At 68.6% G+C, this 21,705-nt stretch carries 17 protein-coding genes and 1 pseudogene; 7 read left to right on the top strand and 11 right to left on the bottom strand.

Annotated elements, in window-relative coordinates:
* The first annotated feature begins 81 nt into the window (after positions 1-81).
* From cobG to A5678_RS17850, 3 genes are read left to right on the top strand one after another with little or no spacing between them, the layout of a single operon-like run.
* The gene (gene cobG, locus A5678_RS17860) at positions 82-1,179 is read left to right on the top strand and encodes a precorrin-3B synthase (RefSeq protein WP_068044705.1); all 1,098 of its coding nucleotides are present in this window, start codon (positions 82-84) and stop codon (positions 1,177-1,179) included.
* A gap of 4 nt (positions 1,180-1,183) precedes the next feature.
* Complete coding sequence (locus A5678_RS17855) at positions 1,184-1,810, top strand: precorrin-8X methylmutase (protein WP_068044703.1); 627 nt, start codon at positions 1,184-1,186, stop codon at positions 1,808-1,810.
* A complete protein-coding gene (locus A5678_RS17850; RefSeq protein WP_068044701.1) occupies positions 1,807-3,288 on the top strand; it encodes a precorrin-2 C(20)-methyltransferase in 1,482 nt (493 codons plus the stop codon). Before A5678_RS17855 ends, A5678_RS17850 begins: the two co-directional genes overlap by 4 nt.
* Here the strand turns inward: A5678_RS17850 and A5678_RS17845 are convergent.
* A complete protein-coding gene (locus tag A5678_RS17845; protein WP_068044699.1) occupies positions 3,273-4,865 on the bottom strand; it encodes a PPE family protein in 1,593 nt (530 codons plus the stop codon). The genes A5678_RS17850 and A5678_RS17845 overlap by 16 nt on opposite strands.
* Between A5678_RS17845 and A5678_RS28200 the strand changes: the two are divergent.
* Together A5678_RS28200 and sigC are read left to right on the top strand one after the other, a co-directional pair.
* A pseudogene (locus A5678_RS28200) lies at positions 4,841-5,671 on the top strand (DUF2275 domain-containing protein); the annotation flags it as partial. The gene A5678_RS17845 and the pseudogene A5678_RS28200 overlap by 25 nt on opposite strands.
* 153 nt (positions 5,672-5,824) lie before the next feature.
* A complete protein-coding gene (gene sigC, locus A5678_RS27995; RefSeq protein WP_231983706.1) occupies positions 5,825-6,382 on the top strand; it encodes an RNA polymerase sigma factor SigC in 558 nt (185 codons plus the stop codon).
* Here sigC and A5678_RS17830 read toward each other — a convergent pair.
* The 4 genes from A5678_RS17830 to A5678_RS17815 are packed head-to-tail and all read right to left on the bottom strand — an operon-like array spanning position 6,379 to position 9,774.
* Positions 6,379-7,107 carry a cobalt-precorrin-6A reductase gene (locus A5678_RS17830; protein ID WP_197502181.1) on the bottom strand — a complete coding sequence of 243 codons (729 nt, stop codon included), beginning with the start codon at positions 7,105-7,107 and terminating at the stop codon, positions 6,379-6,381. The two genes, sigC and A5678_RS17830, sit on opposite strands and share 4 nt — an antisense overlap.
* Positions 7,104-7,859, bottom strand: coding sequence for a precorrin-4 C(11)-methyltransferase (gene cobM, locus A5678_RS17825; RefSeq protein ID WP_068044689.1), 756 nt, complete (start codon positions 7,857-7,859; stop codon positions 7,104-7,106). The genes A5678_RS17830 and cobM overlap by 4 nt, the downstream gene beginning before the upstream one ends.
* A complete protein-coding gene (locus A5678_RS17820; RefSeq protein ID WP_068044687.1) occupies positions 7,856-9,028 on the bottom strand; it encodes a bifunctional cobalt-precorrin-7 (C(5))-methyltransferase/cobalt-precorrin-6B (C(15))-methyltransferase in 1,173 nt (390 codons plus the stop codon). The genes cobM and A5678_RS17820 overlap by 4 nt, the downstream gene beginning before the upstream one ends.
* Positions 9,025-9,774 carry an SDR family NAD(P)-dependent oxidoreductase gene (locus A5678_RS17815; RefSeq protein WP_068044686.1) on the bottom strand — a complete coding sequence of 250 codons (750 nt, stop codon included), beginning with the start codon at positions 9,772-9,774 and terminating at the stop codon, positions 9,025-9,027. The genes A5678_RS17820 and A5678_RS17815 overlap by 4 nt, the downstream gene beginning before the upstream one ends.
* Before the next feature lie 35 nt (positions 9,775-9,809).
* On the opposite strand from A5678_RS17815, the gene A5678_RS17810 reads away from it, so the two are divergent.
* A complete protein-coding gene (locus tag A5678_RS17810) occupies positions 9,810-10,220 on the top strand; it encodes a F420-dependent biliverdin reductase (protein WP_068044684.1) in 411 nt (136 codons plus the stop codon).
* A gap of 78 nt (positions 10,221-10,298) precedes the next feature.
* On the opposite strand, the gene A5678_RS17805 is transcribed toward A5678_RS17810, so the two are convergent.
* From A5678_RS17805 to A5678_RS17790, 4 genes are all read right to left on the bottom strand, one after another.
* Entirely contained in the window at positions 10,299-10,517 is a 219-nt protein-coding gene (locus tag A5678_RS17805; RefSeq protein ID WP_068044682.1) for a hypothetical protein, read from the bottom strand.
* Between the two features lie 44 nt (positions 10,518-10,561).
* Complete coding sequence (locus A5678_RS27990) at positions 10,562-13,510, bottom strand: ADP-ribosyltransferase (RefSeq protein WP_231983705.1); 2,949 nt, start codon at positions 13,508-13,510, stop codon at positions 10,562-10,564.
* Positions 13,511-13,598: 88 nt separating this feature from the next.
* Positions 13,599-15,854, bottom strand: a complete 2,256-nt coding sequence (locus A5678_RS17795) for a prolyl oligopeptidase family serine peptidase (protein ID WP_068044679.1) — start codon at positions 15,852-15,854, stop codon at positions 13,599-13,601.
* A gap of 34 nt (positions 15,855-15,888) precedes the next feature.
* Positions 15,889-17,016, bottom strand: a complete 1,128-nt coding sequence (locus tag A5678_RS17790; RefSeq protein ID WP_068044677.1) for a Xaa-Pro peptidase family protein — start codon at positions 17,014-17,016, stop codon at positions 15,889-15,891.
* Between the two features lie 104 nt (positions 17,017-17,120).
* Between A5678_RS17790 and A5678_RS17785 the strand changes: the two genes are divergently transcribed.
* On the top strand, positions 17,121-18,077 hold the full coding sequence (locus A5678_RS17785; RefSeq protein WP_068044675.1) for a 5'-3' exonuclease: 957 nt from the start codon (positions 17,121-17,123) through the stop codon (positions 18,075-18,077).
* 3 nt (positions 18,078-18,080) lie between these two features.
* On the opposite strand, the gene A5678_RS17780 is transcribed toward A5678_RS17785, so the two are convergent.
* Both A5678_RS17780 and A5678_RS17775 read right to left on the bottom strand, forming a co-directional pair.
* Positions 18,081-18,839, bottom strand: coding sequence for a DUF4333 domain-containing protein (locus A5678_RS17780; RefSeq protein ID WP_068044673.1), 759 nt, complete (start codon positions 18,837-18,839; stop codon positions 18,081-18,083).
* A gap of 79 nt (positions 18,840-18,918) precedes the next feature.
* A complete protein-coding gene (locus tag A5678_RS17775; RefSeq protein WP_068044711.1) occupies positions 18,919-21,690 on the bottom strand; it encodes an RNA helicase in 2,772 nt (923 codons plus the stop codon).
* Positions 21,691-21,705 lie beyond the last annotated feature (15 nt).

The following is a 21,705-nucleotide window of genomic DNA, read 5'->3' as shown; positions in this document are numbered from 1 at the left end:
CTCACGGCGAGATTTCGGCAGATTTGCCGCCCTGAGTGCACGTTCGGCGCCAGACCGGGACGCCCTCGGTACCGTGGACGGGTGGCCAGGACGCGCGACACTGACGCCTGCCCCGGCGCGCTGCAGGTGCACCGGGCGGCCGACGGGGCCCTGTCGCGGATTCGGCTGCCCGGCGGCATGCTAACGGCCGCTCAGCTGGCGGCGCTCTCGCACCTCGCGAGTGCATATGGCTCGTCGACGCTGGAGCTCACCACGCGGGGCAACGTGCAGGTGCGCGGCATCACCAATGTGGCCGCGGCGGCCGAGGCGATCGCCCAGGCCGGGCTGTTGCCCTCGGAGTCGCACGAGCAGGTCCGCAACATCCTCGCGTCGCCGCTGTCCGGCCGCGCCGGCGGGAATCTCGACGTGCGGCCGTGGGTGGCCGAGCTCGACGCGGCGATCTGTGCCGAGCCGAGCCTCGTCGAGCTGGGCGGCCGATTCTGGTTCAGCTTCGATGACGGGCGCGCCGACGTATCGGGCCTGTGCGCCGACGTCGGTGTGCACGTGCTCCCCGACGGCTGCGCGCTGCTGCTCGCCGGACGCGACACCGGGGTTCGGCTCGCGGCCGGCGAGGTGGTCGAAACGCTGGTCAAGATTGCGACGCGATTTGCAGCCACACGCGGAACCGCCTGGCGCATCAAGGAATTGGACGACATAGAAAGCGTGCTGCCCGGAGTCGAACTCGGTGCCGACCGCTTTCCCGCGGTCACCAGGCCGCCGGTGGGCTGGATCAACCAAAACGACGGACGCGTCACGCTCGGCGCCGCGGTGCCGCTCGGGGTGCTGTCCGCGCGCGTCGCGGAATACCTGGCGGCGATCGAGGCCCCGCTGGTGATCACGCCCTGGCGATCGGTGTTGGTGTGTGATCTCGACGAGGCCATCGCCGACGTCGCGCTGCGGGTGTTGGCGCCATTGGGTCTGATCTTCGACGAGAACTCCCCCTGGCTGAACGTCAGCGCCTGCACCGGCAGCCCCGGGTGCGCGCACTCGGTCGCCGATGTGCGGGCCGACGCCGCGCAGGCGCTGGACGCGGGCTCGGGGGTGCATCGCCACTTCGTCGGCTGCGACCGCGCCTGCGGCAGCCCGCTGGCCGGTGAGGTGCTGCTCGCGACTGGCGACGGATACCGCCAGCTACGGTAATCGGGTGCTCGACTACATCCGCGACGCAGCTGAGATCTATCGACAGTCGTTCGCGGCCATTCGCGCCGAAGCCGACCTGACCCGCTTCCCCGATGACGTCGCGCGGGTGGTGGTCCGGTTGATCCACACCTGCGGACAGGTCGACGTCGCCGAGCACGTCGCGTTCACTGATGACGTCGTCGCGCGCGTCGGTGCCGCCCTGCGCGGCGGCGCCCCGGTGCTGTGCGATTCGTCGATGGTGGCGGCCGGGATCACCGGCGCCCGGTTGCCGGCCGGCAACGAGGTGGTGTCGCTGGTGGCCGATCCGCGCGCCGCGGAGCTGGCCGCGCGCCGGCACACCACTCGATCGGCGGCCGGGGTGGAACTGTGGGCCGAGCGGCTGCCCGGCGCCGTATTCGCGATCGGCAACGCGCCGACGGCCCTGTTCCGCCTTCTCGAGCTGATCGACGAAGGGATTTCCCCGCCGGCCGGGGTGCTGGGCGGCCCCGTCGGATTCGTCGGGTCGGCCCAGTCCAAGCAGGAGCTCATCGACCGCCCGCGCGGGATGTCGTATCTGGTGGTGCGAGGCCGCCGCGGCGGCAGCGCCATGGCCGCCGCGGCCGTCAACGCGATCGCGAGCGACCGCGAATGACCGCCCGGGGAACGCTATGGGGAGTCGGGCTGGGTCCCGGTGACCCGGAATTGGTGACCGTAAAGGCGGCCCGGGTGATCGGTGAGGCCGACGTGGTGGCCTACCACAGCGCCCGGCACGGTCGCAGCATCGCGCGGGGCATCGCCGAGCCGTATCTGCGGCCCGGCCAGATCGAGGAGCACCTGGTTTACCCGGTGACCACCGAGGTGACCGACCATCCCGGCGGCTACGCGGGGGCGCTGGAGGCGTTCTACTTAGAAGCCGCCGCGCGCATCGCCGCCCACCTCGATGCGGGCCGCAACGTGGCGTTGCTCGCCGAGGGCGACCCACTCTTCTACAGCTCGTACATGCACTTGCACACCCGGCTGACGCAGCGGTTCAACGCCGTCATCGTGCCGGGGGTGACGTCGGTGAGCGCCGCCTCGGCGGCCATCGCGACGCCGTTGGTAGCCGGCGACGAGGTGCTCTCGGTGCTGCCGGGCACCCTGCCGGTCGCAGAGCTGACCCGCCGGCTGGCCGACGCCGACGCCGCGGTGGTGCTGAAGTTGGGCCGTTCGTACCGCGCTGTGCGGGAAGCACTTTCGGCGTCCGGACAGCTCGACGACGCATATTACGTCGAGCGCGCCAGCAGCGCCGGGCAGCGTATCTTGCCCGCCGCCGACGTCGACGAGTCCGGCGTGCCGTACTTCTCGCTGGCCATGCTGCCGGGCGGACGCCGTGGGCGTCGGTCGTCCCATGCCGGCACCGTCGCGGTGGTGGGTCTGGGGCCCGGCGACAGCGACTGGATGACGCCGCAGAGCCGGCGCGAGCTGGCCAACGCCACGGACCTCATCGGCTACGGCGGCTACCTGGACCGCGTCCCGGTGCTCGACGGCCAACGGCGGCACCCCAGCGACAACACCGACGAACCCGCGCGCGCCCGGCTGGCCTGCATGTTGGCCGAGGAAGGGCGCGCGGTGGCGGTGGTGTCGTCCGGCGATCCCGGAGTCTTCGCGATGGCGACCGCCGTGCTGGAAGAGGCCAAAGAGTGGCCGGGAGTGCGGATCCGGGTGATTCCGGCGATGACGGCCGCCCAGGCCGTCGCCAGTCGGGTCGGCGCTCCGCTGGGCCACGACTACGCGGTGATCTCGCTGTCCGACCGGCTCAAGCCGTGGGAAATCATCTCCGAGCGGCTGGCCGCCGCTGCCGCCGCCGATCTCGTGCTCGCCATCTACAACCCGGCGTCCAAGACGCGAACCTGGCAGGTGGGCGCGATGCGCGATCTGCTGCTGGAACATCGCGAGCCCGGGACGCCGGTAGTGATCGGCCGCAACGTCTCCGGCCCCGACGAGGACGTCCGCGTGGTGCGGCTGGCCGACCTGGATCCCGCCCAAGTGGACATGCGCTGCCTGCTGATCGTCGGTTCCTCGCAAACGCAGTGGCACGCAGGCGATTCCGGCGATCGGGTGTTCACACCAAGGCGCTACCCGGTCGGTTGATCGTCGTTACCCCAGCTGCTGGGCATCATCGGTACGGTGGGCCCGTCGCTCAACCCGTCGCGGGTCAGCGTCGCCCACCCGGCGGGCCGGGTGACACCGGGTTTCGGTGCGGCCCCGGCGAATCCGAGCGGTCCCCCGCCCTGACCCGAGGCGCGCACGGTGTCCGGGTATCCCTCGTCCACGCCTGAATCCTGGTCGAGGTCCATGAATTCATAGCGGTACGCGCGGTCCGTGGCCGTCCCGGCGCGGCGTCGACGGGCCCGGGCCTTCTTCTTGGCAGCTGCTGCTGCCGCCGCGGCGGGCGCGTCGACGTCGTCAGGCGCCGGTTCCTCCGACTTGCGGCGTGCCCGGCCGCTGGTGCTGCCGCGCGCCGCCAGCCCCGAGAGACCCACCGCGTACAGGGCGTCGGACATGCCCGCGCCGATACCGTCCGTGGCCGTCGGACTGAAACCCGCGCCGGGCCCGCCGCCGACCGGTCCGGCACCCGCCGGTGAGGCCACCGTGGATACGGGCGCACTGGACACCGTCGGGGCGTTGCCCAGGCTTGCCGGAGCGGTGCTGATGGTCAGGGCCGGCGCGGACGTCATCGGCGCCGGCATCGCCGGGGCCGCTGGCAGCGGTGCGGCGACCGAGAGCGGGGCCGCGACACTGATCGCCGTGACCGCTGCCGCCGCACCTCCTGCCGCGGCGGCGCCCAAGAGGGAGACGACCATCGGGGCCAGCACCACGGCCATTTGGATGGCGGCCTGCATGAAGGGCCAGAAGATCATCAGCGTGTGGAAAATCGCCCAGCCGAGCGCGCTCGAGAGGGCCGGCGAGAACCCTAACTGGCCGAAGAAGGAGGCGAGGCCGTTCACGAAAGGCACCGGCGGGAACGGCCAGCCACCGGGGTTGAGGTCCTTGGACACCGGCCAGGCGAAATTCTTGGTGTACTGCTGCAGCCATGCCGTGAGCTGGTCCTGCCAGGACGGATAGGTCTGCGCCGGCTGTTGCTGGGTGTCGGCGGCCTGCAGCGTCGCGACGCTCGCTTCCGCGCCCGGGGTGACGATCGACGGCGCCGGCGCGGTGGCGGGAACCGCCGCGAGGGCGGATTCACTGACGGCTTGGTAGGTGGTCATGGTCGTGGCGGCTTGCACCCACATGCGCGCGTAGTCGGCTTCGTTCACGGCGATGGGGATGGTGTTGACGCCGAAGAAATTGGTCGCCACCAGCGCCGCGTGCGTCGCATGGTTGGCGGCGAGCTCGGGCATCGTCGGCATAGCGGCCAAGGCCGCGGTGTAGGCGCCGGCCGCTGTCTCGTGCAGCGCGGCTGCCGTCGCGCTTTTGGCGGAGCTTTCGAGCAGCCAGCTCAGATATGGGGCATGGGCCGCGACGTACTGTTCGGCGCTGGGGCCCTCCCATGCAGCGCCCTGTGCGACGCCCAGCAGGCCGGTGAGTTCTTCTGCCGTCTCGGCGTATTGGCTGCCCATCTCCGCCCATGCCGCGGCGGCGGCGAGCAGCGGACCGGGTCCCGGGCCGCTGCTGAGCAAGGTCGAGTGCACCTCGGGCGGGAATGCGATCCATATCGGGGCGGTCATCGTCGGTGGCCTTCGGGCACGAACACGAATACCTCTTCGGTGAAAGTCAGGGTGGGCTGGCGTCGCGTACGTTCAGTGGTCGGTTTGCCGGACGGTTTAGTTCCCGCCGTTTGGTTTCGGTGCTCTTTGCGCACGGACCGGGCATGCGCAACGATGCAGGGATGCGGTGTGACGCGGCGCGTGAGGCGCTTTCGGCTCGACTGGACGGCGAACGTCCCCAGGTGCTCGCGCAGCAGGTCGACGCCCATCTCGAATCGTGCCGACGTTGCCGCACCTGGCTCATCGGCGCCGCGGCCCAGACCCGCCGGCTGGCCACGGTCGAGCCCGGCGACGGGCCCGACCTGGTCGCGAAAATCATGGCGAGCATCGGCGAGGAGTCGTCCGGGCACCAGCGCCGGATGCGTTGGCTGCGCTCGCACTACCGACGGTGGGGCCTGATCGGCGTCGGCCTATTCCAGATGGCGATCGCAGCCGCCCAGATCAGCGGCATCGACTTCGGGATGGTGTCGAGCCACATGCACGGCGCTATGTCCGGTGAGCATCTGATGCACGAATCCACCGCCTGGTTGCTGGCCTTGGGCCTGGCGATGGTCGCGGCCGGTGTCTGGCCCGTCACCGCGATTGGGGTGGCGGCGATTACGGGCGTCTATTCGGTCGCACTGTTGGGATACGTGGTTGTCGACGCCTTTGCGGGCGACGTCACAGCAACGCGCATCGCCAGCCACATGCCCTTGCTGTTGGGCCTGGCGTTCGCGCTGCTGGTGGCGCGGGAACGGGTCCGATCAGACAGAACCGGCGCCTCCCATGCGGCGGACGACGCCGCTTGGTCGGCCGACTCCCCGCTTGCCCGGCGGCGCGGTCACCTCTGGCCCATCAACCGGGCGGGCCTCGACCCGGCCGCAGCCCCTACGACAGGCCGTCGTAGACTCAGCCAGCCCGCGAAACAAAGGTGGTTCGCCATGATCGCGCCAAGCGATGACGAGGCCGTTACCGAGCTCGCGTTGGCCGCCGCACGTGGGAACGACCGGGCGCTAGAGAGTTTCATCAAAGCCACCCAGCAAGACGTGTGGCGGTTTGTCACCTATCTGTCGGATGCGGGCAGCGCCGACGACTTGACCCAAGAAACGTTCCTGCGCGCGATCGGCGCCATCGAACGGTTCTCCGGACGCTCGAGCGCCCGGACCTGGCTGCTTTCGATCGCGCGCCGCGTCGTGGCCGACCACATCCGCCACGTACAGTCACGGCCGCGCGCCGCCCTCGGGGCCGATCCGGAACACGTTCTGCGCGGTGACCGCCACGCTCGCGGATTCGAAGACCTGGTCGAGGTCACGACAATGATCGCGAGCCTCATCCCCGAGCAACGGGAAGCCTTGTTGCTCACCCAATTGCTCGGGCTGCCCTATGCCGACGCCGCGGCGGTGTGCGGCTGCCCGGTGGGCACCATCCGGTCCCGCGTCGCCCGCGCCCGTGACGTGCTGTTGGCCGCCGACGCCGAGCGCGACGACCTGACCGGCTAGCCCAGCCCCGTTACCCATTCGGCGGCCTGTTCGACGCTGCCCATCGCCGTCACGCCGGCCGGTAGCGGCGGCCGCGCCACCATCACCACCGAAATTCCCAGTGCCGCAGCGGCATCCAGCTTCGCCCGCGTCATCTCCCCGCCACTGTTCTTGGTGACCAGGGCATCGATGCGGTGTTCCCGTAACAGCGCGAGCTCGCCGTCGTAGCGATACGGCCCGCGGGACAGCACCAGCCGGTGACGGCGGGGCAATGACGCAGGGTCAGGCTCGGTGACCGCGCGGATCAGAAACCATGCGGCGCTACCCGCGAAGGCCCTGGTCCCCGAGCGTCCGGTGGTGAGAAACACCCGCGAGAATTGCTGGTTTGCAACGGCTTCCGCCGCCTCCGTGTCCGAATCGACGACGATGGCGGGGCCCGGATCCCACGCCGGCCGAGCCAACACGAGATGCGGGACCCGCAGCTCAGCGCAGACTTGTGCGGCGTGTGCTGTCATGGTCGCCGCGAACGGGTGGGTCGCATCGATGACGGCGTCGATGCGTTCGTCGACCAGCCAGCGCCGCAGACCATCGACACCACCGAAGCCGCCGATACGAACCGGGCCTACCGGCAGCGCGGGGTCGGGCACCCGGCCCGCCAGGGAGCTGACGATGTCGACACGCGGGTGTAAGGCTTTCGCCAGCGCGCGCCCTTCGGCGGTGCCGCCGAGCAGCAACAGGCGCATCAGTGCCTGCTCCCCCGCGTCCGTCCGGACGAATACAGGTAGCTGTCAGTGAATCCGCCGGCGGCCAGCACGTCTCCGACGATGATCATCGCCGTCTTGGTGATGTTGTCCTGGTGCATTTGCTCGGCGATGTCGGCAAGCGTGCCGCGCAGCACCAGCTGTTGCGGCCAGCTGGCGAAAGCCACGACGGCAGCTGGTGTTTCGGGCCGGTAGCCGCCTTCCAGGAGTTGCGGCACGATGGCATCGATCTGGGCTGCGGCCAGGTGCAGGACGAGCGTGGCGCCGGATCGAGCGAGTGTGGTCAGGTCTTCCCCGGGCGGCATGGCAGTGGACAGGGTGGCGACCCGGGTCAAGGTTACGGTCTGCGCGACGCCGGGAACGGTGAGCTCGCGCTTGAGCGCAGCCGCCGCTGCAGCGAAAGATGTTACACCGGGCACTATTTCGTAATCGACGCTTAGCGCGTCGAGCCGGCGGCATTGCTCGGCCAACGCGCTGTAGAGCGACGGGTCACCGGAATGCAGCCGCGCCACGTCGTGGCCGGCGGCGTCGGCGTCGGCCAGTTCGGTGATGATCTGCTCCAGCGTCAGCGGGCCGGTGTCAACGACTTTCGCGCCGGGTGGGCAGAGCGCCAGCAGATCGTCGGGCATGATCGAACCCGCGTAGAGGCACACCGGGCATCTTTCGAGGAGCCGCTGACCGCGGACGGTGATCAGGTCGGCGGCGCCCGGGCCCGCACCGATGAAGTACACAGTCATTTCGTCATCGCCCACTGGGTGACCGGCATCTGTGGGCGCCATCCGGTGAAGCCGCCGAGCGGTTCGCCCTGATAGTGCTGGAAGCGTCGCAGGTGACCCCCCAGACGCGAATACGACTGTGCGAGGAGAGCTTCCGATTCCGCAGTGACCGCGTTGACCACGAGGCGACCGCCCGCGGGCAGGTGGTCGAGGCATGCGTCGAGCAGGCCGGGCTGGGTGAGACCGCCGCCGATGAAGATGGCGGCAGGCGGCTCGAGCCCGCCAAACGCTTTCGGGGCATCGCCGCGCACGTCGAAGTCGATGCCGAAAGCCACGGCGTTGTAACCAATGTTGCGGCGGCGTCGTTCGTCACGCTCGAACGCGACCGCGCTGCAACCGCTCCAGCTCAAACACCACTCGACGCCGATGCTGCCCGAGCCCGCGCCGACGTCCCAGAGCAGCTCGCCCGGCCGCGGGGCCAGCGCCGCGAGCGTCACGGCGCGAATTCCGTGTTTGGTGATCTGCCCGTCGTGGACGAACGCGTCGTCGGGCAGCGGCGACAGGCGTTCGTCGGGCAGGTAGCGGATGGCGATGACGTTGAGGTCGTCGACGTCCGAGGGTGCGCCGGCGGCCCAGTGGCACGCAGTGCCGTCACGGCGGTGTTCGGTTGGGCCGCCAAGGTTTTCGAGGACGGTGAACTCCGATTCGCCGCGGCCATGCGCGTCGAGCAGCGCGGCGAGTTCTTTCGGCGTGGCAGCGTTTTTCGACAGCACGATGGCTTGGCCGCCGCGTCGGACCGCGGTGTGGGGTTGCGCGGTGACCAAGCTGATCACCTCGGTGTCGTGAAGGTTCCAGCCCATCCGCGCGCACGCCAGCGTCACCGAGGACACGTGCGGCAACACCCTGACCTGTTGCGGTCCGTACAGCCGGATCAGCGTGCCCCCGATGCCGTGCAGGAGCGGGTCGCCGCTGGCCACCACGTGGATGTCTTCGGCGTGGTCCTCGAGCAGGGCTTGCAGGGCCGGCAGCATCGGTGAGGGCCACTGGCGGCGGGGCGCGGTGACGGTGTCATCGAGCAGGTCGAGTTGCCTTTTCGACCCGTAAATCACTGTGGCCCTGTGTAATTCACGGATCGACGTTTCGGCGAGCCCAGCCATGCCGTCGGCTCCGATCCCGACCACGATGATCATCGTGGCATCCTGCGCCAGACGAACTGCGGCAGTAGCCGCATCACGGCGGAGGCCGGCCCCAGCGCCCACGGGATCCACACCGTGCGTCGGCCCTTCGCGAGCGCATGCGCGGCCGCCTTGGCCACTTGCGCGGGGGTGCTGGACAGCGGCGCGGGCGTCATCCCCTCGGTCATGCGCCCGATGACAAATCCCGGCCGGGCGATCAGCAGCCGAACGCCCGTGCCGTGCAGCGCGTCGGCCAAACCGCTGGCGAAGCCGTCCAGGCCCGCCTTGGCCGAGCCGTAGACGTAGTTGGCGCGACGCACGCGCGCACCGGCGATCGAGGAAAACACCACCAGTTGGCCTTTGTCGGCTCGGCGCATGGCGGTGGCCAAGTAGGTGAGCATGCTGACCTGGGCGACGTAATCGGTGTGCACGACGGCCACCGCGTGCGCGGCATCGTTCTCGGCGCGGGTCTGGTCGCCGAGGATGCCGAAGGCCAGCACGGCCGTGGTGATGGGGCCGTGATCGGCGATGACCGAGGCGACCAGCGGCCCGTGTGAGCCCAAGTCGTCGGCGTCGAACTCCTCGGTGTGCACCGCCGTCGCGCCGGCGGCTTTTAGCGCAGCGATCTGCTCGTCGAGTTGATCGGCGTTGCGTGCGGCCAGCACCACCGTTGCCCCGGGTGCCAGGAGCCGCGCCAACTCGATGCCGATCTCGCTGCGCCCGCCCAGGATTAGTACTGGTCCCGCGTCCGTGTCGCCCACGGCTGCGATTATGACCTGCGCTAGCGTGGGCGGTGATGGCGAATACCACTACCCGGCTTACTGACGATGCGCTGGCGTTTCTGTCCGAACGGCATCTGGCCATGCTGACCACGTTGCGAGCCGACAATTCGCCCCATGTCGTCGCGGTGGGTTTCACCTTCGACCCCAAGACGCACATCGCGCGGGTCATCACGACGGGCGGCTCGCAGAAGGCGGTCAACGCCGACCGTGGCGGGGTGGCGGTGCTCAGTCAGGTTGATGGCGCGCGATGGCTGTCGCTGGAAGGCCGGTCCAAGGTGAACAGCGATGGCGACGCCGTGCGCGATGCCGAACTTCGGTACGCCCAGCGCTACCGAACTCCGCGTCCCAACCCACGGCGGGTGGTTATCGAGGTGCGGGTGGAGCGGGTGCTCGGGTCGTCGGGGTTGCTGGACAGGGGCGAGTAGTAACTTGGCGCAACGCCGACAGACGACGACCACTCAAGTCGGCCCCGCCGACGGCCATCAGCGTCTGTATCGTCCGCTTTAGTAGTCTTTCCGGCGTGGGTCAAATTCAGTACCCGAAATGTCATCCCAGAACTTGGGCGATACATCTGTCACTCGATCTTCCGGAGCAACAGCGTTTATCTTCTCTTCGAACTCATCGAAGATCCTTTGCGCCTCCGCCAACTCCTCTTCTGTCGGCGGGGTTACGCCCGCCTCCTCGGGGGTAGAGAACGTCTTGCCAGCGATCCTCTCACTCACTTCCGGCCTCCTGTCGTCATCGCTTCGATTTGACACTTCCAAACCTAGCGTTCAACCATTCGAATGACTGTTCGTCCTGTCAGAGGATCAAACACCTTACTGACGACGTAGAATTTGGTTCCAGCAGTAAACAGAACTTCTCGTTCACCAGGAAATACTGAGAATGGCGAGATGTCTCGTCCTGTTTTGGAAAGAATTCTGAACTCCACATTCCCTACGAACGATGGCGAGCGTGCCACACCTGTATCCGTTGAAGTGCTTAGGAAAGCGTCCTCTGTAATAACTTCGCCGGGCCGATAGCGATCAAGCACTTCGGGCGGCAGATTTGTCCCTCGAATTACTGGACCTTGATAAGGAGGCAGCTTGGCCAACGCATTTTTTAGTGCCTGCACGCGAACCTGTTGAGACGCGTCCACTAAACCGCTCCTTAACGCGCTATTCAGGTCTTGGTAGCCCGGCCCAGTGTAGTCGGCGAGTGCCCCTAAATCATCTGCGTCCAAATCATCACCGGGGTGTCCAGGGTAGGGGTCGTCGCCCGGGGTGGGATGGTTGCCGCCCGGCGAACCATTTTCGCCGGGCCGTTGGGCGTTCTCATTGAGCGGGGGGCTTGACCGACCGCCGGCCTGACCATCTTCCCCGGGCCCTCGCGGGCCGCCCGCGGATGTTGGCAATTCAGTCTCGCGACCTGCTGGCCCGGGCGCGCGTGGCGCAGCCTTGACCGCCGACGCGGCTTGCGGTGAGTGCGCGACGAGGGGCACCGGCTCAACTGGCGGGCGGCCCGGCCGTTCCAGCCCACGCGGCGGAGCATGTTCAGCCAGTTGGGGAATAGTCGACGGCGTCTTCTCACCCACCGCAGCGCCCACCGAAGCGACAGGCGTGCCGGTAGCGGGAGCTGAAACCGGTTCATGTGCCCCATCCATCGGTAGCCGCGCTGGATCGCGCGAACCGATTCCCGGCGCTGGCTCATGTGGACCCGCTAGCGGGTGTGAGGCTGGCCCATGCGGATGCTTCGTAGGCACCGACGCGGGGTCATGTGGAGCAGCTGGCGGCACGGACGCTGGCTCGCGGAGACCACTCCCCGAGGCTGGCTCATGCTGCGCCCCTACCGGGGCCGAAACGTGCTCCTGCGGGGCCGCACCCGCCGGATCGGCCGGGGTCTCTGCGTGCGCGGACACCGGATCATCCGGACCGCTCATGGAACCGGTGGCGTGCGCCGACTGTTCGGGCACCGCCTCAGGTTCACCCGGACCTGAGGCAGCCGGAGTCTCTGTGAGCGTCGCCGGGGGCTCGTGAGGACCACTGCTACCAGTCGGAGCCTTCGGAACCTCGGAGTGCACGGCCCCCGGATCGTGCGGACCAGCCCCTGGTACGGGAGCGTCCCGAAGCGTTGGGCCAGGCGAGGCGGTTGGATCGTGCGGCGCACCCGGAGCAGCGTCGCGCGGGTGTGGCGTCGCCTCCACGGGCGCGTCGAGCGGCTTATCGGGTGGCAGACCCACCGGAGTACCACCAGCGGGCGGAGCTTCGATCTTGGGCAAGTCGCCGGTAACGCCCTCGAGGTTCTTGCCTAAGTCGCCGCCAGTCTTAGTGATATCCGTCAGCGCGCCACGAGCGCCCGTCGCAATCCCCCGCAGCCCACCGGTCGCTCTCTCGCCGGCGCGCCCCGCCGCGTTAGCCGCTTCGGCGCCACGTGCAGCGGCCCCAGCACCGTCTGCCGCCGCGCCCGCTTCTCCAGCGCCGGGAGCGAACAGCGTCGCGACGTCGAAAAGGTTTTCACCGAATCCCAACCCGGGGCGGTCCCTCCGCCAATCATCAACGTGCAGCAGCGATTTGAGCATTTGCAGGTTGGTGTTTGCAGCCTCATCGGGGTTCAGGAGGGAGTTGACCAGACTCCCCTTCCACATGGTCTTGCCCAAGCTGGACCACGTGGCCGCCGCACCCTGAGGATCGACGAGAAACCACTGCGGGCTGAGGTCCCCCAGGCCTTCCACCATGCCCACAGCGCCCTTGAGGACACCCTCGTTCGTATTCATCCAGGTGTCGAACACGGTCGCGACCGGGTTTCCCACCTGCTCGCCCAAGTATTGAACGAGCTCGCCGCGGACAAACTTCTCGGCTTTGACGACCAGGCCGTCGCCGACCTGCATCACGATTTTGATTCCCTGCTCGAACGCCCGGGCTTCGCGGCCCAATTGGTGCAGCACGGCATTGATGTCCTGGGCGATCTTCAGGACTTCGTCGATCGCGTCACCTTCGATAATCAACATCACGTCATGGACGGGATTGGCCAGCGATCCCAACCGGTGCAACAGATCCCGGATATGGTGCTGGGCCTGATCCACCTCGTTGGCGAAGCCGTCTACCTTGTTGGCCAGGCTCTCGCACTGGTCGCCCATCTTTCCCAAACAATCACCGATCTGGGACAGAGCCTCATCGATCTTGCAGCCCTCAGGAATGTGCTGACCGTCGAATAGCGATTTCGAAGCGTCGACAGCATCGCGCATCCCGCTCGCCGCAGCACCGAAGCCGCGCCACCGGGCTGCCGCCGCATGCAGTCCCGCCACGTCGCCGTCTGGCCAGACACCGTCGACGAAGGATTGCACCACTTCCCAAAGCGCCGGCGGCGGCGGTCCCGGGCCCAAGGTCCCGGGCGGACCGGGGGCTGTCATTTTGACCGGCTCGGCCGGCGCCGGCAACACGCCGCCACCGCCCCCCAGCGTCGATGCCGCCTCGGCGTTCGAGTAGTTGGCCGCGCCCTGCCGGATAAGAGCCCCGCAGTGCCTGCAAGCGTTGACCGCCGCTGCTGCGGCATTCAGCAGCGATCCGGCCGCATCCTGGTAGCCAAGGCCGAACACCTCACCGGCCAGGTCATGGCCCGTGTTGGCCGCGAAACCGGCCGTCAGCACCACCAGATTTGCGGCCAACCCATCGCCGGCGGCCTGCACCGCGCTGCCCGCGGCGAACATCGTCTCGGGATCGACCGCCAATGGAGCCACGCGCGAAATTGTTGTCGAGACCCCGCGCGCACGCTATTCACCCAATGATGGCTATGCCAAGCTAGCCGCGGCCACTAGCAGCTACAACTCATTCATCAACAGCCCGCACGGCCAACGCGATGCGGTGCCGACCTGCCGACATTGTCATAGTCGGTTCGGCCGGCTGACCGTCGAGTTGCACGACGGCGCCGGCAGGCAGGCCAGTGAGCGTGATCCGCGCAGTGGAATCGTTGGCCACAGTGATCGTCGACTCCGGTAACGCGGCAAGTCCGGCGCGCTTGACATCCACCGTGATCCCTGCGACGCCGACGAGTCGCAGTGTGAGATACGGCAGCGGGTGTACAGGCGCGCCTACGCGCCAATCCAATTCGCAGTACACACCCGGGGTGGGGTTGAAGTCCCAAATGAAGCCGCGACGGCGCCGCAGGGTGTGCGTCGGGTCAGGGCGCGCGTACGAACGCGCGTCTACTTCGGCAACGGCCCCGCGCCGCGCGGTCACAGCGGGGTCCGCGGTCAGGCCCGACAGCCACCACACCTGATGCGGCCCGATACCCAGGTCGTCGCGCACCAGTTGCGGATGCCACACGAACGTGATGTGCCCCGGATCAGCTTGTCGCAGGCCGGTTCCCATGTGGGCAACCGCGTCTTCGAACTTGTCCTGCAGCACAAAGACGATGTGATCCTCGGCCGGGTAGACGGTGAACCGATGACGGTAGCCGAGCCGGTCGAGTTCGAGCGACTGCTCGAAGGCGGACGGGAACGGGACGAGCTCGTCGGCGCCGCCGTGGGCGATGACGTAGGGCAGCCAGCGAGCGTTCACCAACAGCTTCCAGGTGTCGCCCTCACGGGCGCACGGTGAGTTCGGGTCGAGGTCGGCCGGAATGTCGACGTCGTGAACCAGCCGCACCCCGCACGTCGGCGGGCCGGCCAGCACGACCGCCTGCGAAAATACCTCCGGATAACTCAATCCGAGTTTGTACGCCGCATAACCGCCCATCGAATAACCCGAGATCACCGTGCGGTTGGGGTCGGTGCCCAGCTGTTCGGCAACGCGCGCCCACACCTCCCAGACGTCGAGCTCACCGGTGTCGAAGTACCAGGTGGACGGGCCGCGGGCCAGCGGTGTGATCACCACTGAGCCGCGTGTCTCGCACACCTCGTGCAGCAGGCGCGGGTCGATCGCGGCAAACTGGCTCTGCCCCAACGCAAGCGAATGCAGCAGTAATGTCAAAGGCAGCTTCCGGCCCGGGGCGTACGTCGACGGCAGGCACACGGAATAGGGCTGAACCCGACCGAGGAACTGTGGCTTGGTGCTCAAAATGTTGTCGGAGGCGACGCCTTGTCCCAGCTCGATCGAGGACACATACCACCGCGTCGACGGGCCGGTGATCACCGGCTCGGGGGTGGTTTCGCGCGCCGCCAGCTCGTCCCAGGGGACGCTCAACGCAAACTCGGACACGTCACCGCTGGTCAAGGCCGCGGCCTGGGCCGCGTCCGACCAGAAGTTCAGGCGCGGGAGCTCTTGGTCATGGGTGCGAAACGCCACGTTGTACACGTTGGGTTGCCCGGGCAGCGCGCCATGCTCGGCGGGCACGTCGGCGAATCCGTCACCTGCCGCGTTGGCCAGCCCCGCTGCCAGCCGCACCGTCCAACTGCCGGTCGGCTCCAGCAGGGTGCGCGGCACCTGCGCCAGAAACGTTCGCGATGCCATGTCGACGCTGTGCTGTACGGGTGTCGTCGCCTGGGTGGTCAGGTCGATCAGCGCGGCGCCACTGCCCGACACCCGCAGGGCCATGTCGATGCCGGCCGAGCGCACGCCCGCCCCGGCGGGCCAGTGCTCCGGCCCGGTCCGGCCCGGGCCGGTGTCGAAGGTGAACAGCGCGATCGGGACCGACGCGCCCAGCAACGTGTTCCAGTCGACCCGCCACCACGTATGGGTCGCGGTCAGCCCGATCGCGACACGGAAGATGTCGGCGCCGTTGCGGGCCGCGGGCCCGTCGGGATAGATGTAGGTGCCGCGTGGCGGCGCCTGGATTTTCAGGTCGCCGATGGGCAGGCCCGTCGCGCCGTGGTCGTCATAGATGAAATCGGTCCAGAACAGCGCACCGCCGGCCATGCGGCCGGCACCGCAGGTGCGCGGAAACTCCTCGCCGAATGGCCATCCCGACGGCACCGGAAGCTGCGGCTCTGGGCGCAGCGCCGCCGGCGGCGCCCCCTCGGGCATCCCTTCGACTACGACGAGCTCAGCAGCTGGTGCGGGCGCCGTTGCGGCGGGATGCACCAGCGTGTCGGCGATGTGGCGTGCGATGCGAATCGGAAGGAGAGTCAAATCCAGAAGTGACATCAAGCCAAACGTACGCGCCAAGGAGCCCCGGTTGCTAGGACGCGGGCACCACGATCAGGTCGTGCGGCCGATTGTTTACGGCCGCGACGCCGTCTTCGGTCACGACGACGATGTCCTCGATTCGGGCGCCCCACCGCCCCGGGAAGTAGATGCCCGGCTCGATCGAGAAGGCCATGCCCGCGGCCAGCGGCATGCCATTGCCCGCGACTATGTAGGGCTCCTCGTGTACCGACAGCCCGATACCGTGCCCGGTGCGGTGCACGAAAGCCTCCGCAAGCCCGGCGTCGGCCAGCACGTCGCGGGCGGCGGCGTCGACCTGCTCGGCCGTCACGCCGGGACGGACTGCATCGACGGCCGCGCGCTGCGCCCGCTGCAGCACCGAATACCGCTGCGCCACTTCGGGATCCGGCTCACCGATGCTGTAGGTGCGGGTCGAGTCCGAGTGGTAGCCGGGCTCGTAGGCGCCGCCGATGTCGACGACGACGATGTCACCGACTTGCAGTTCGCGATCCGAATAGCCGTGGTGGGGGTCGGCGCTATGCGGCCCGGAGCCGACGATGATGAACGCCACCTCTGAATGCCCCTCGGCCACAATCGCTTCCGCGATGTCGCCGGCCACGTCGGCCTCGGTCCGGCCGGGCACCAGAAACTCGGGCACCCGGGCATGCACCCGGTCGATGGCAGCACCGGCTTTGCGCAGGGCGTTGATCTCGCATTTTTCCTTGACCATCCGCAGCGTACGCATCACGTCGGTGGCGAGGATTGGCAGCACGCCAAGCACACCGGCCAGCGGCAGCAGGTGCAGCGCCGGCATGGAATCGGTGACGGCGGTTGCCGCGGGACCACCACCGAACGCCGCCCCGACCAATTGGTAAGGATCGTCACCGTCGACCCAATCCCGCACCGCCAGCCCCAATTCCGCAATGGCCGACCCCTTGAGCGAGGCCAGCTCGAGCCGCGGGACGACCACCGTCGGGTCGCCGGACGCCGGCAACAACAGCGCGGTAAACCGCTCAAGGGTTTGAGCGCGCGACCCAACGAGGTAGCGCAAGTCGTACCCGGGGGTTATCACCAGCCCGGACAACCCCGCGCCGGCGGTCGCGGCGGCGGCCGCCGCCAGCCGGTGGGCATACACCTCGGCGTCGAACCGATGAGAATCCATGGCAGCCAGGCTAATGCTCGATTGCCGGGCGCCTCCTCCCCCGCCTTGCGGCCGCATCGTCGCCAGGCTAACCGCGGCCGCCAGGACGCTGGCAGGATAGCCGCATGCCTGCGCCGCTATTGCTGCTCGACGGGGCCAGCATGTGGTTCCGATCGTATTTCGGGGTGCCGTCCTCGATCACCTCCCCCGACGGCCGGCCCGTCAACGCCGTGCGCGGATTCATCGACTCGATGGCCGTGGTGATCAACCAGCAACGCCCCAGCCGGCTGGTGGTGTGCCTGGACCTGGATTGGCGACCGCAGTTCCGGGTGGACCTCGTCCCGTCGTACAAGGCGCATCGCGTCGCGGTGCCAGAGCCCGAGGGCGAGCCCGACGTCGAGGAGGTCCCGGACGACCTGACACCGCAGATCGACATGATCATGGAGCTGTTAGATGCCTTCGGAATCCCGACCGCGGGCGCCGAAGGTTTCGAGGCCGACGACGTGCTCGGCACGCTGGCCGCCCGCGAACGCCGTGACCCGGTGGTGGTAGTCAGCGGCGACCGCGATCTGTTGCAGGTGGTGTCCGACGATCCGGTCCCGGTGCGGGTGCTCTACCTCGGTCGCGGGCTGACCAAAGCCACCCTGTTCGGACCGACTGAGGTCGCCGAACACTATGGCGTGCCGGTGCACCGGGCCGGGGCGGCCTACGCGGAGTTCGCGCTGATGCGCGGCGATCCGTCCGACGGCCTGCCGGGGGTGCCGGGTGTCGGCGAGAAGACCGCGGCGGCCCTGCTGGCTCAGCACGGGTCGCTGGAACGGATCCTGGCGGCCGCCAACGACCCGAAATCGAAGATGGCCAAGGGTTTGCGCTCGAAACTGCTGGGCGCTGCCGACTACATCGAGGCCGCCGGTCAGGTGGTGCGGGTGGCCACCGACGCGCCCGTCAGCCTGTCGACGCCGACCGACGCGCTACCGCTGGCGGCCGACGACCCGCAACGCACCGCGAAGCTGGCGACCAAACTGGGCGTCGGGTCCTCGATAGCCCGGTTGCAAAAAGCGCTCGACGCGCTGCCGGCGTAGCGGCTACTGCGGGCGGCCGACCTCGTAGGTGCCCTTGTTGTCCTGGAAGGTCACCGTCACGTGCTTGGGGGCGCCATCGATGCTGACGTCGCAGTCGAACGTGGCGCCCTTCTTGACGGTGGGGTTCTGGCCGTGGTTGCACTTGACGTTTTGGACGTTCTTGGCCCCGTAGCCGTTGGTCTCGTCGGACAGGACTTGCTGGACACCCGTCTGCGCCTTATTGACGTCCAGCTTGGTGGTGACGAAGAACCCGGGCTGCCAGAAGCCGAGTATCAGCACGACCGCGATGAGCAGGAAGGCGATCACCCCACCCACGCCGGCGATCAGGCCGACCGACCGCTTCTTGGCCGGCTGCTGGTCGTACAGCGGGTACTGCTGCGGGTACTGCCCCGGCTGACCGTACTGCCCCGGCTGACCATATTGCCCGGGCTGGCCATACTGCCCGGGCTGCCCGTACTGCCCCGGCTGGCCATACTGGCCGGGCTGCCCGTACTGCCCCGGCTGCGCGTACTGGCCAGGCTGCGCGTACTGCCCGGGCTGCTGATAGCCGGGCTGCTGCGGATATTGCTGCGGGTACGCCTGTTCGGTCGGCTGCTGGTACTGCGGGTACTCGGCGGGCGGCGTGTACGCCGGGGCCTGCCACGTCGCCTCCTGGCCCGGCTGCTGCTGCCAGGGAGAACCGACCTGGGTCGGTTCGGAGGAGCTATCGCCACCTTGGCCGGGCGGTTGCCACTGCTGTTCCGGTCCCTGCGGTCCGCTCATCGTCTCTCCTCAGCCCCTTGTGTCCTGGCACGAATCATCGCCGTTGTGATTTCCGCATCTACGGTAGCTTCGGCTCAGCCTACCCGGCGTCAACAGCGACGACGCCGCGCCGAACGTCATTGATGGCGCGTTTCGCGGTGGCCCGCAGCTCCGGATCCGGGGCGGCGTTGCGAACCTGGTCCAACAGGTCTAGCACCTGGCGGCACCAGCGCACGAAATCCCCCGCCAGCAGCGGCGAGCCGCTGCCGACCGGGTCGACGGCCGCCAGCGCGGCGGCCAGGTCGCCCGTCTTGGCCCAGCGGTAGATGACGTTGACGAAACCGTCGTCGGGCTCCCGACTGGGCGCGATCCGGTGCGTCTGCTCGTCGGCGCGCAACACATACGACAGCCGCGACGTTTGCTGCAGCGCCTGCCGCACTCGCTGAGTTGGCGCCTCGGCGGCGAACGCCGCACGCGGGCCCTCACCACCCCTGCTCTCGTACAGCACCGCCGAGACCACCGCGGCCAGCTCGGCGGGCTTCAGATCGGCCCACGCGCCGGTGCGAAGGCATTCGGCGACCAGGAGATCGCTCTCGCTGTAGATGCGCGCCAGCAGCCGGCCGTCGTCGGTAACGCGGGGATCGGTGTCCGGGCCTTGAATGAAGCCACGCTCGGTGAGCAGGCCGACGATCCGGTCGAACGTCCGCGCCAGCGAATTGGTCGCGGCGGCAACCTTTTTCTCCAATTGGGCGTTGTCGCGTTCAATCCGCAGGTAGCGCTCGGCCTGCCGGACTTGGGCGTCCAGGCCGGGGTTGTTGTGCGACGGGTGCCGACGAAGCTCCTCACGCAACGACGCCAACTCGGGGTCGTGGAAGCCGTCGTGGTCGCCGCGGCCGCTGCGACGCCTGGCGGGAACGACCAGTCCGGCCGCCGCCGAACGCAGGGCCGACGCCAGGTCACGCCGCACCCGTGGTTGGCGATGCTCGACCCGCTTGGGCAACGGCATCGAACCGACCGGGGCCGCCGCTCCCGAGTAGTCGGCCGTCGAAATCCTTCCGGCCCAGCGATTTTCGGTGAGCACCAACGGACGCGGATCTTCGCCGTCGCGGGCCGATTCCAGCACCACTGCCAACCCGCCGCGCCGGCCGTGGGTGATGTTGATGATGTCCCCGCGCCGCAGCGCCGCCAGCGCGTCGCTGGCCGCCTGCCGTCGCTGCAGGCGCGACGCGCGCGACTGCGCGCGCTCCATCTCGGTGATGCGCGCACGCAGCCGGGCATAGTCGAGGATCGGTGCCTGGCGCCCGCCCAACTCGGCGGCGATCTCGCCGAGCATTGCGCTGCCGCGCTCGATACCGCGGACCAGGCCGACGACCGAGCGGTCGGCCTGATACTGGGCGAATGACTGCTCCAGCAGCCGATGCGCCTGCTCGGGACCCATCTGCTGCACCAGGTTGATCGTCATGTTGTACGACGGGGCGAAGGAGCTGCGCAGGGGGAACGTCCGGGTGGACGCCAGGCCCGCAACCGCTGATGGCTCGGTGGTTTCTTCGGCGGGGTTCCAAAGCACCACCGCGTGGCCCTCGACGTCGATGCCGCGCCGCCCGGCGCGCCCGGTCAGCTGCGTGTACTCCCCCGGCGTCAGCGGCATGTGCTGCTCGCCGTTGAACTTCACCAGCCGTTCGAGCACCACCGTGCGGGCCGGCATGTTGATGCCGAGCGCCAAGGTCTCGGTGGCGAAGACCGCCTTGACCAGGCCGGCGGTGAACAGCTCCTCGACGGTGTGCCGAAAGACCGGCAACATCCCGGCGTGGTGGGCCGCCAGACCACGCAACAGCCCCTCGCGCCACTCGTAGTAGCCGAGCACCGCCAGGTCGGCGTCGGCAAGATCGCCGCACCGGTGCTCGATCACCTCGGCGATCTGCGCGCGCTCCTCCTCGGTGGTCAGCCGGAGCGGCGAGCGCAGGCACTGTTGGACGGCGGCGTCGCAGCCGGCGCGAGAGAACACGAACGTGATCGCCGGCAGCAGCCCCTCGGAGTCCAGGGTCGCGATCACGGCCGCCCGGCCGGGCGGCCGGTAGAACCGCGGCCGGCCTGCCGCACCGCGTCCGCCGCGCCCTCTCCGCGGCTGCCAGTCCGACATCCGGTCCGCTTCACGGCGATGCGCGATGTGGCGCACCAGGTCCGGGCTGACGCGCGGCTCGTAGCCGGCAGCGGGTTGCTCGCCGGGCGCCGAGTTTCGGTAGTCGAACAGGTCGAAAAGCCGCTTGCCCACCAAGACGTGTTGCCACAGCGGCACCGGCCGATGCTCGTCGACCACCACGGTCGTATCGCCCCGCACCGTTTGGATCCAGCCACCGAATTCCTCGGCGTTGCTCACCGTCGCCGACAGGCTGACCACCCGCACCTCGTCGGGCAGGTGCAGGATCACTTCTTCCCATACCGGGCCGCGCATCCGGTCGGCCAGGAAATGCACCTCATCCATCACCACGTAGGAAAGCCCTTGCAGCGCGGGCGAATCGGCATAGAGCATGTTGCGCAGCACCTCGGTGGTCATCACCACCACCGGAGCGTCCGCATTCACCGACATGTCGCCGGTGAGCAGGCCGATCCGGTCGCGGCCGTAGCGCGCGGTCAGGTCGGTGTGTTTCTGGTTGCTCAGCGCCTTGAGCGGCGTGGTGTAGAAGCACTTGCCGCCGGCGGCCAGCGCCAGGTGTACGGCGAATTCGCCCACCACCGTTTTGCCGGCCCCGGTCGGCGCGCAGACCAGCACGCCGTGGCCTCGTTCCAGCGCCGCGCACGCCCGCTGCTGAAAGCCGTCCAGCGCAAAGGGCAATTCCGCGGTGAACCGGGTCAGCTCGACGAGTTCCGTCACGTCCTGCGGCACCGA

Origin of the sequence: Mycobacterium sp. E2733, assembly GCF_001667585.1 — a bacterium.
Taxonomy (GTDB): Bacteria; Actinomycetota; Actinomycetes; order Mycobacteriales; family Mycobacteriaceae; genus Mycobacterium.
This window is presented reverse-complemented; position numbering and strand designations above follow the sequence as displayed.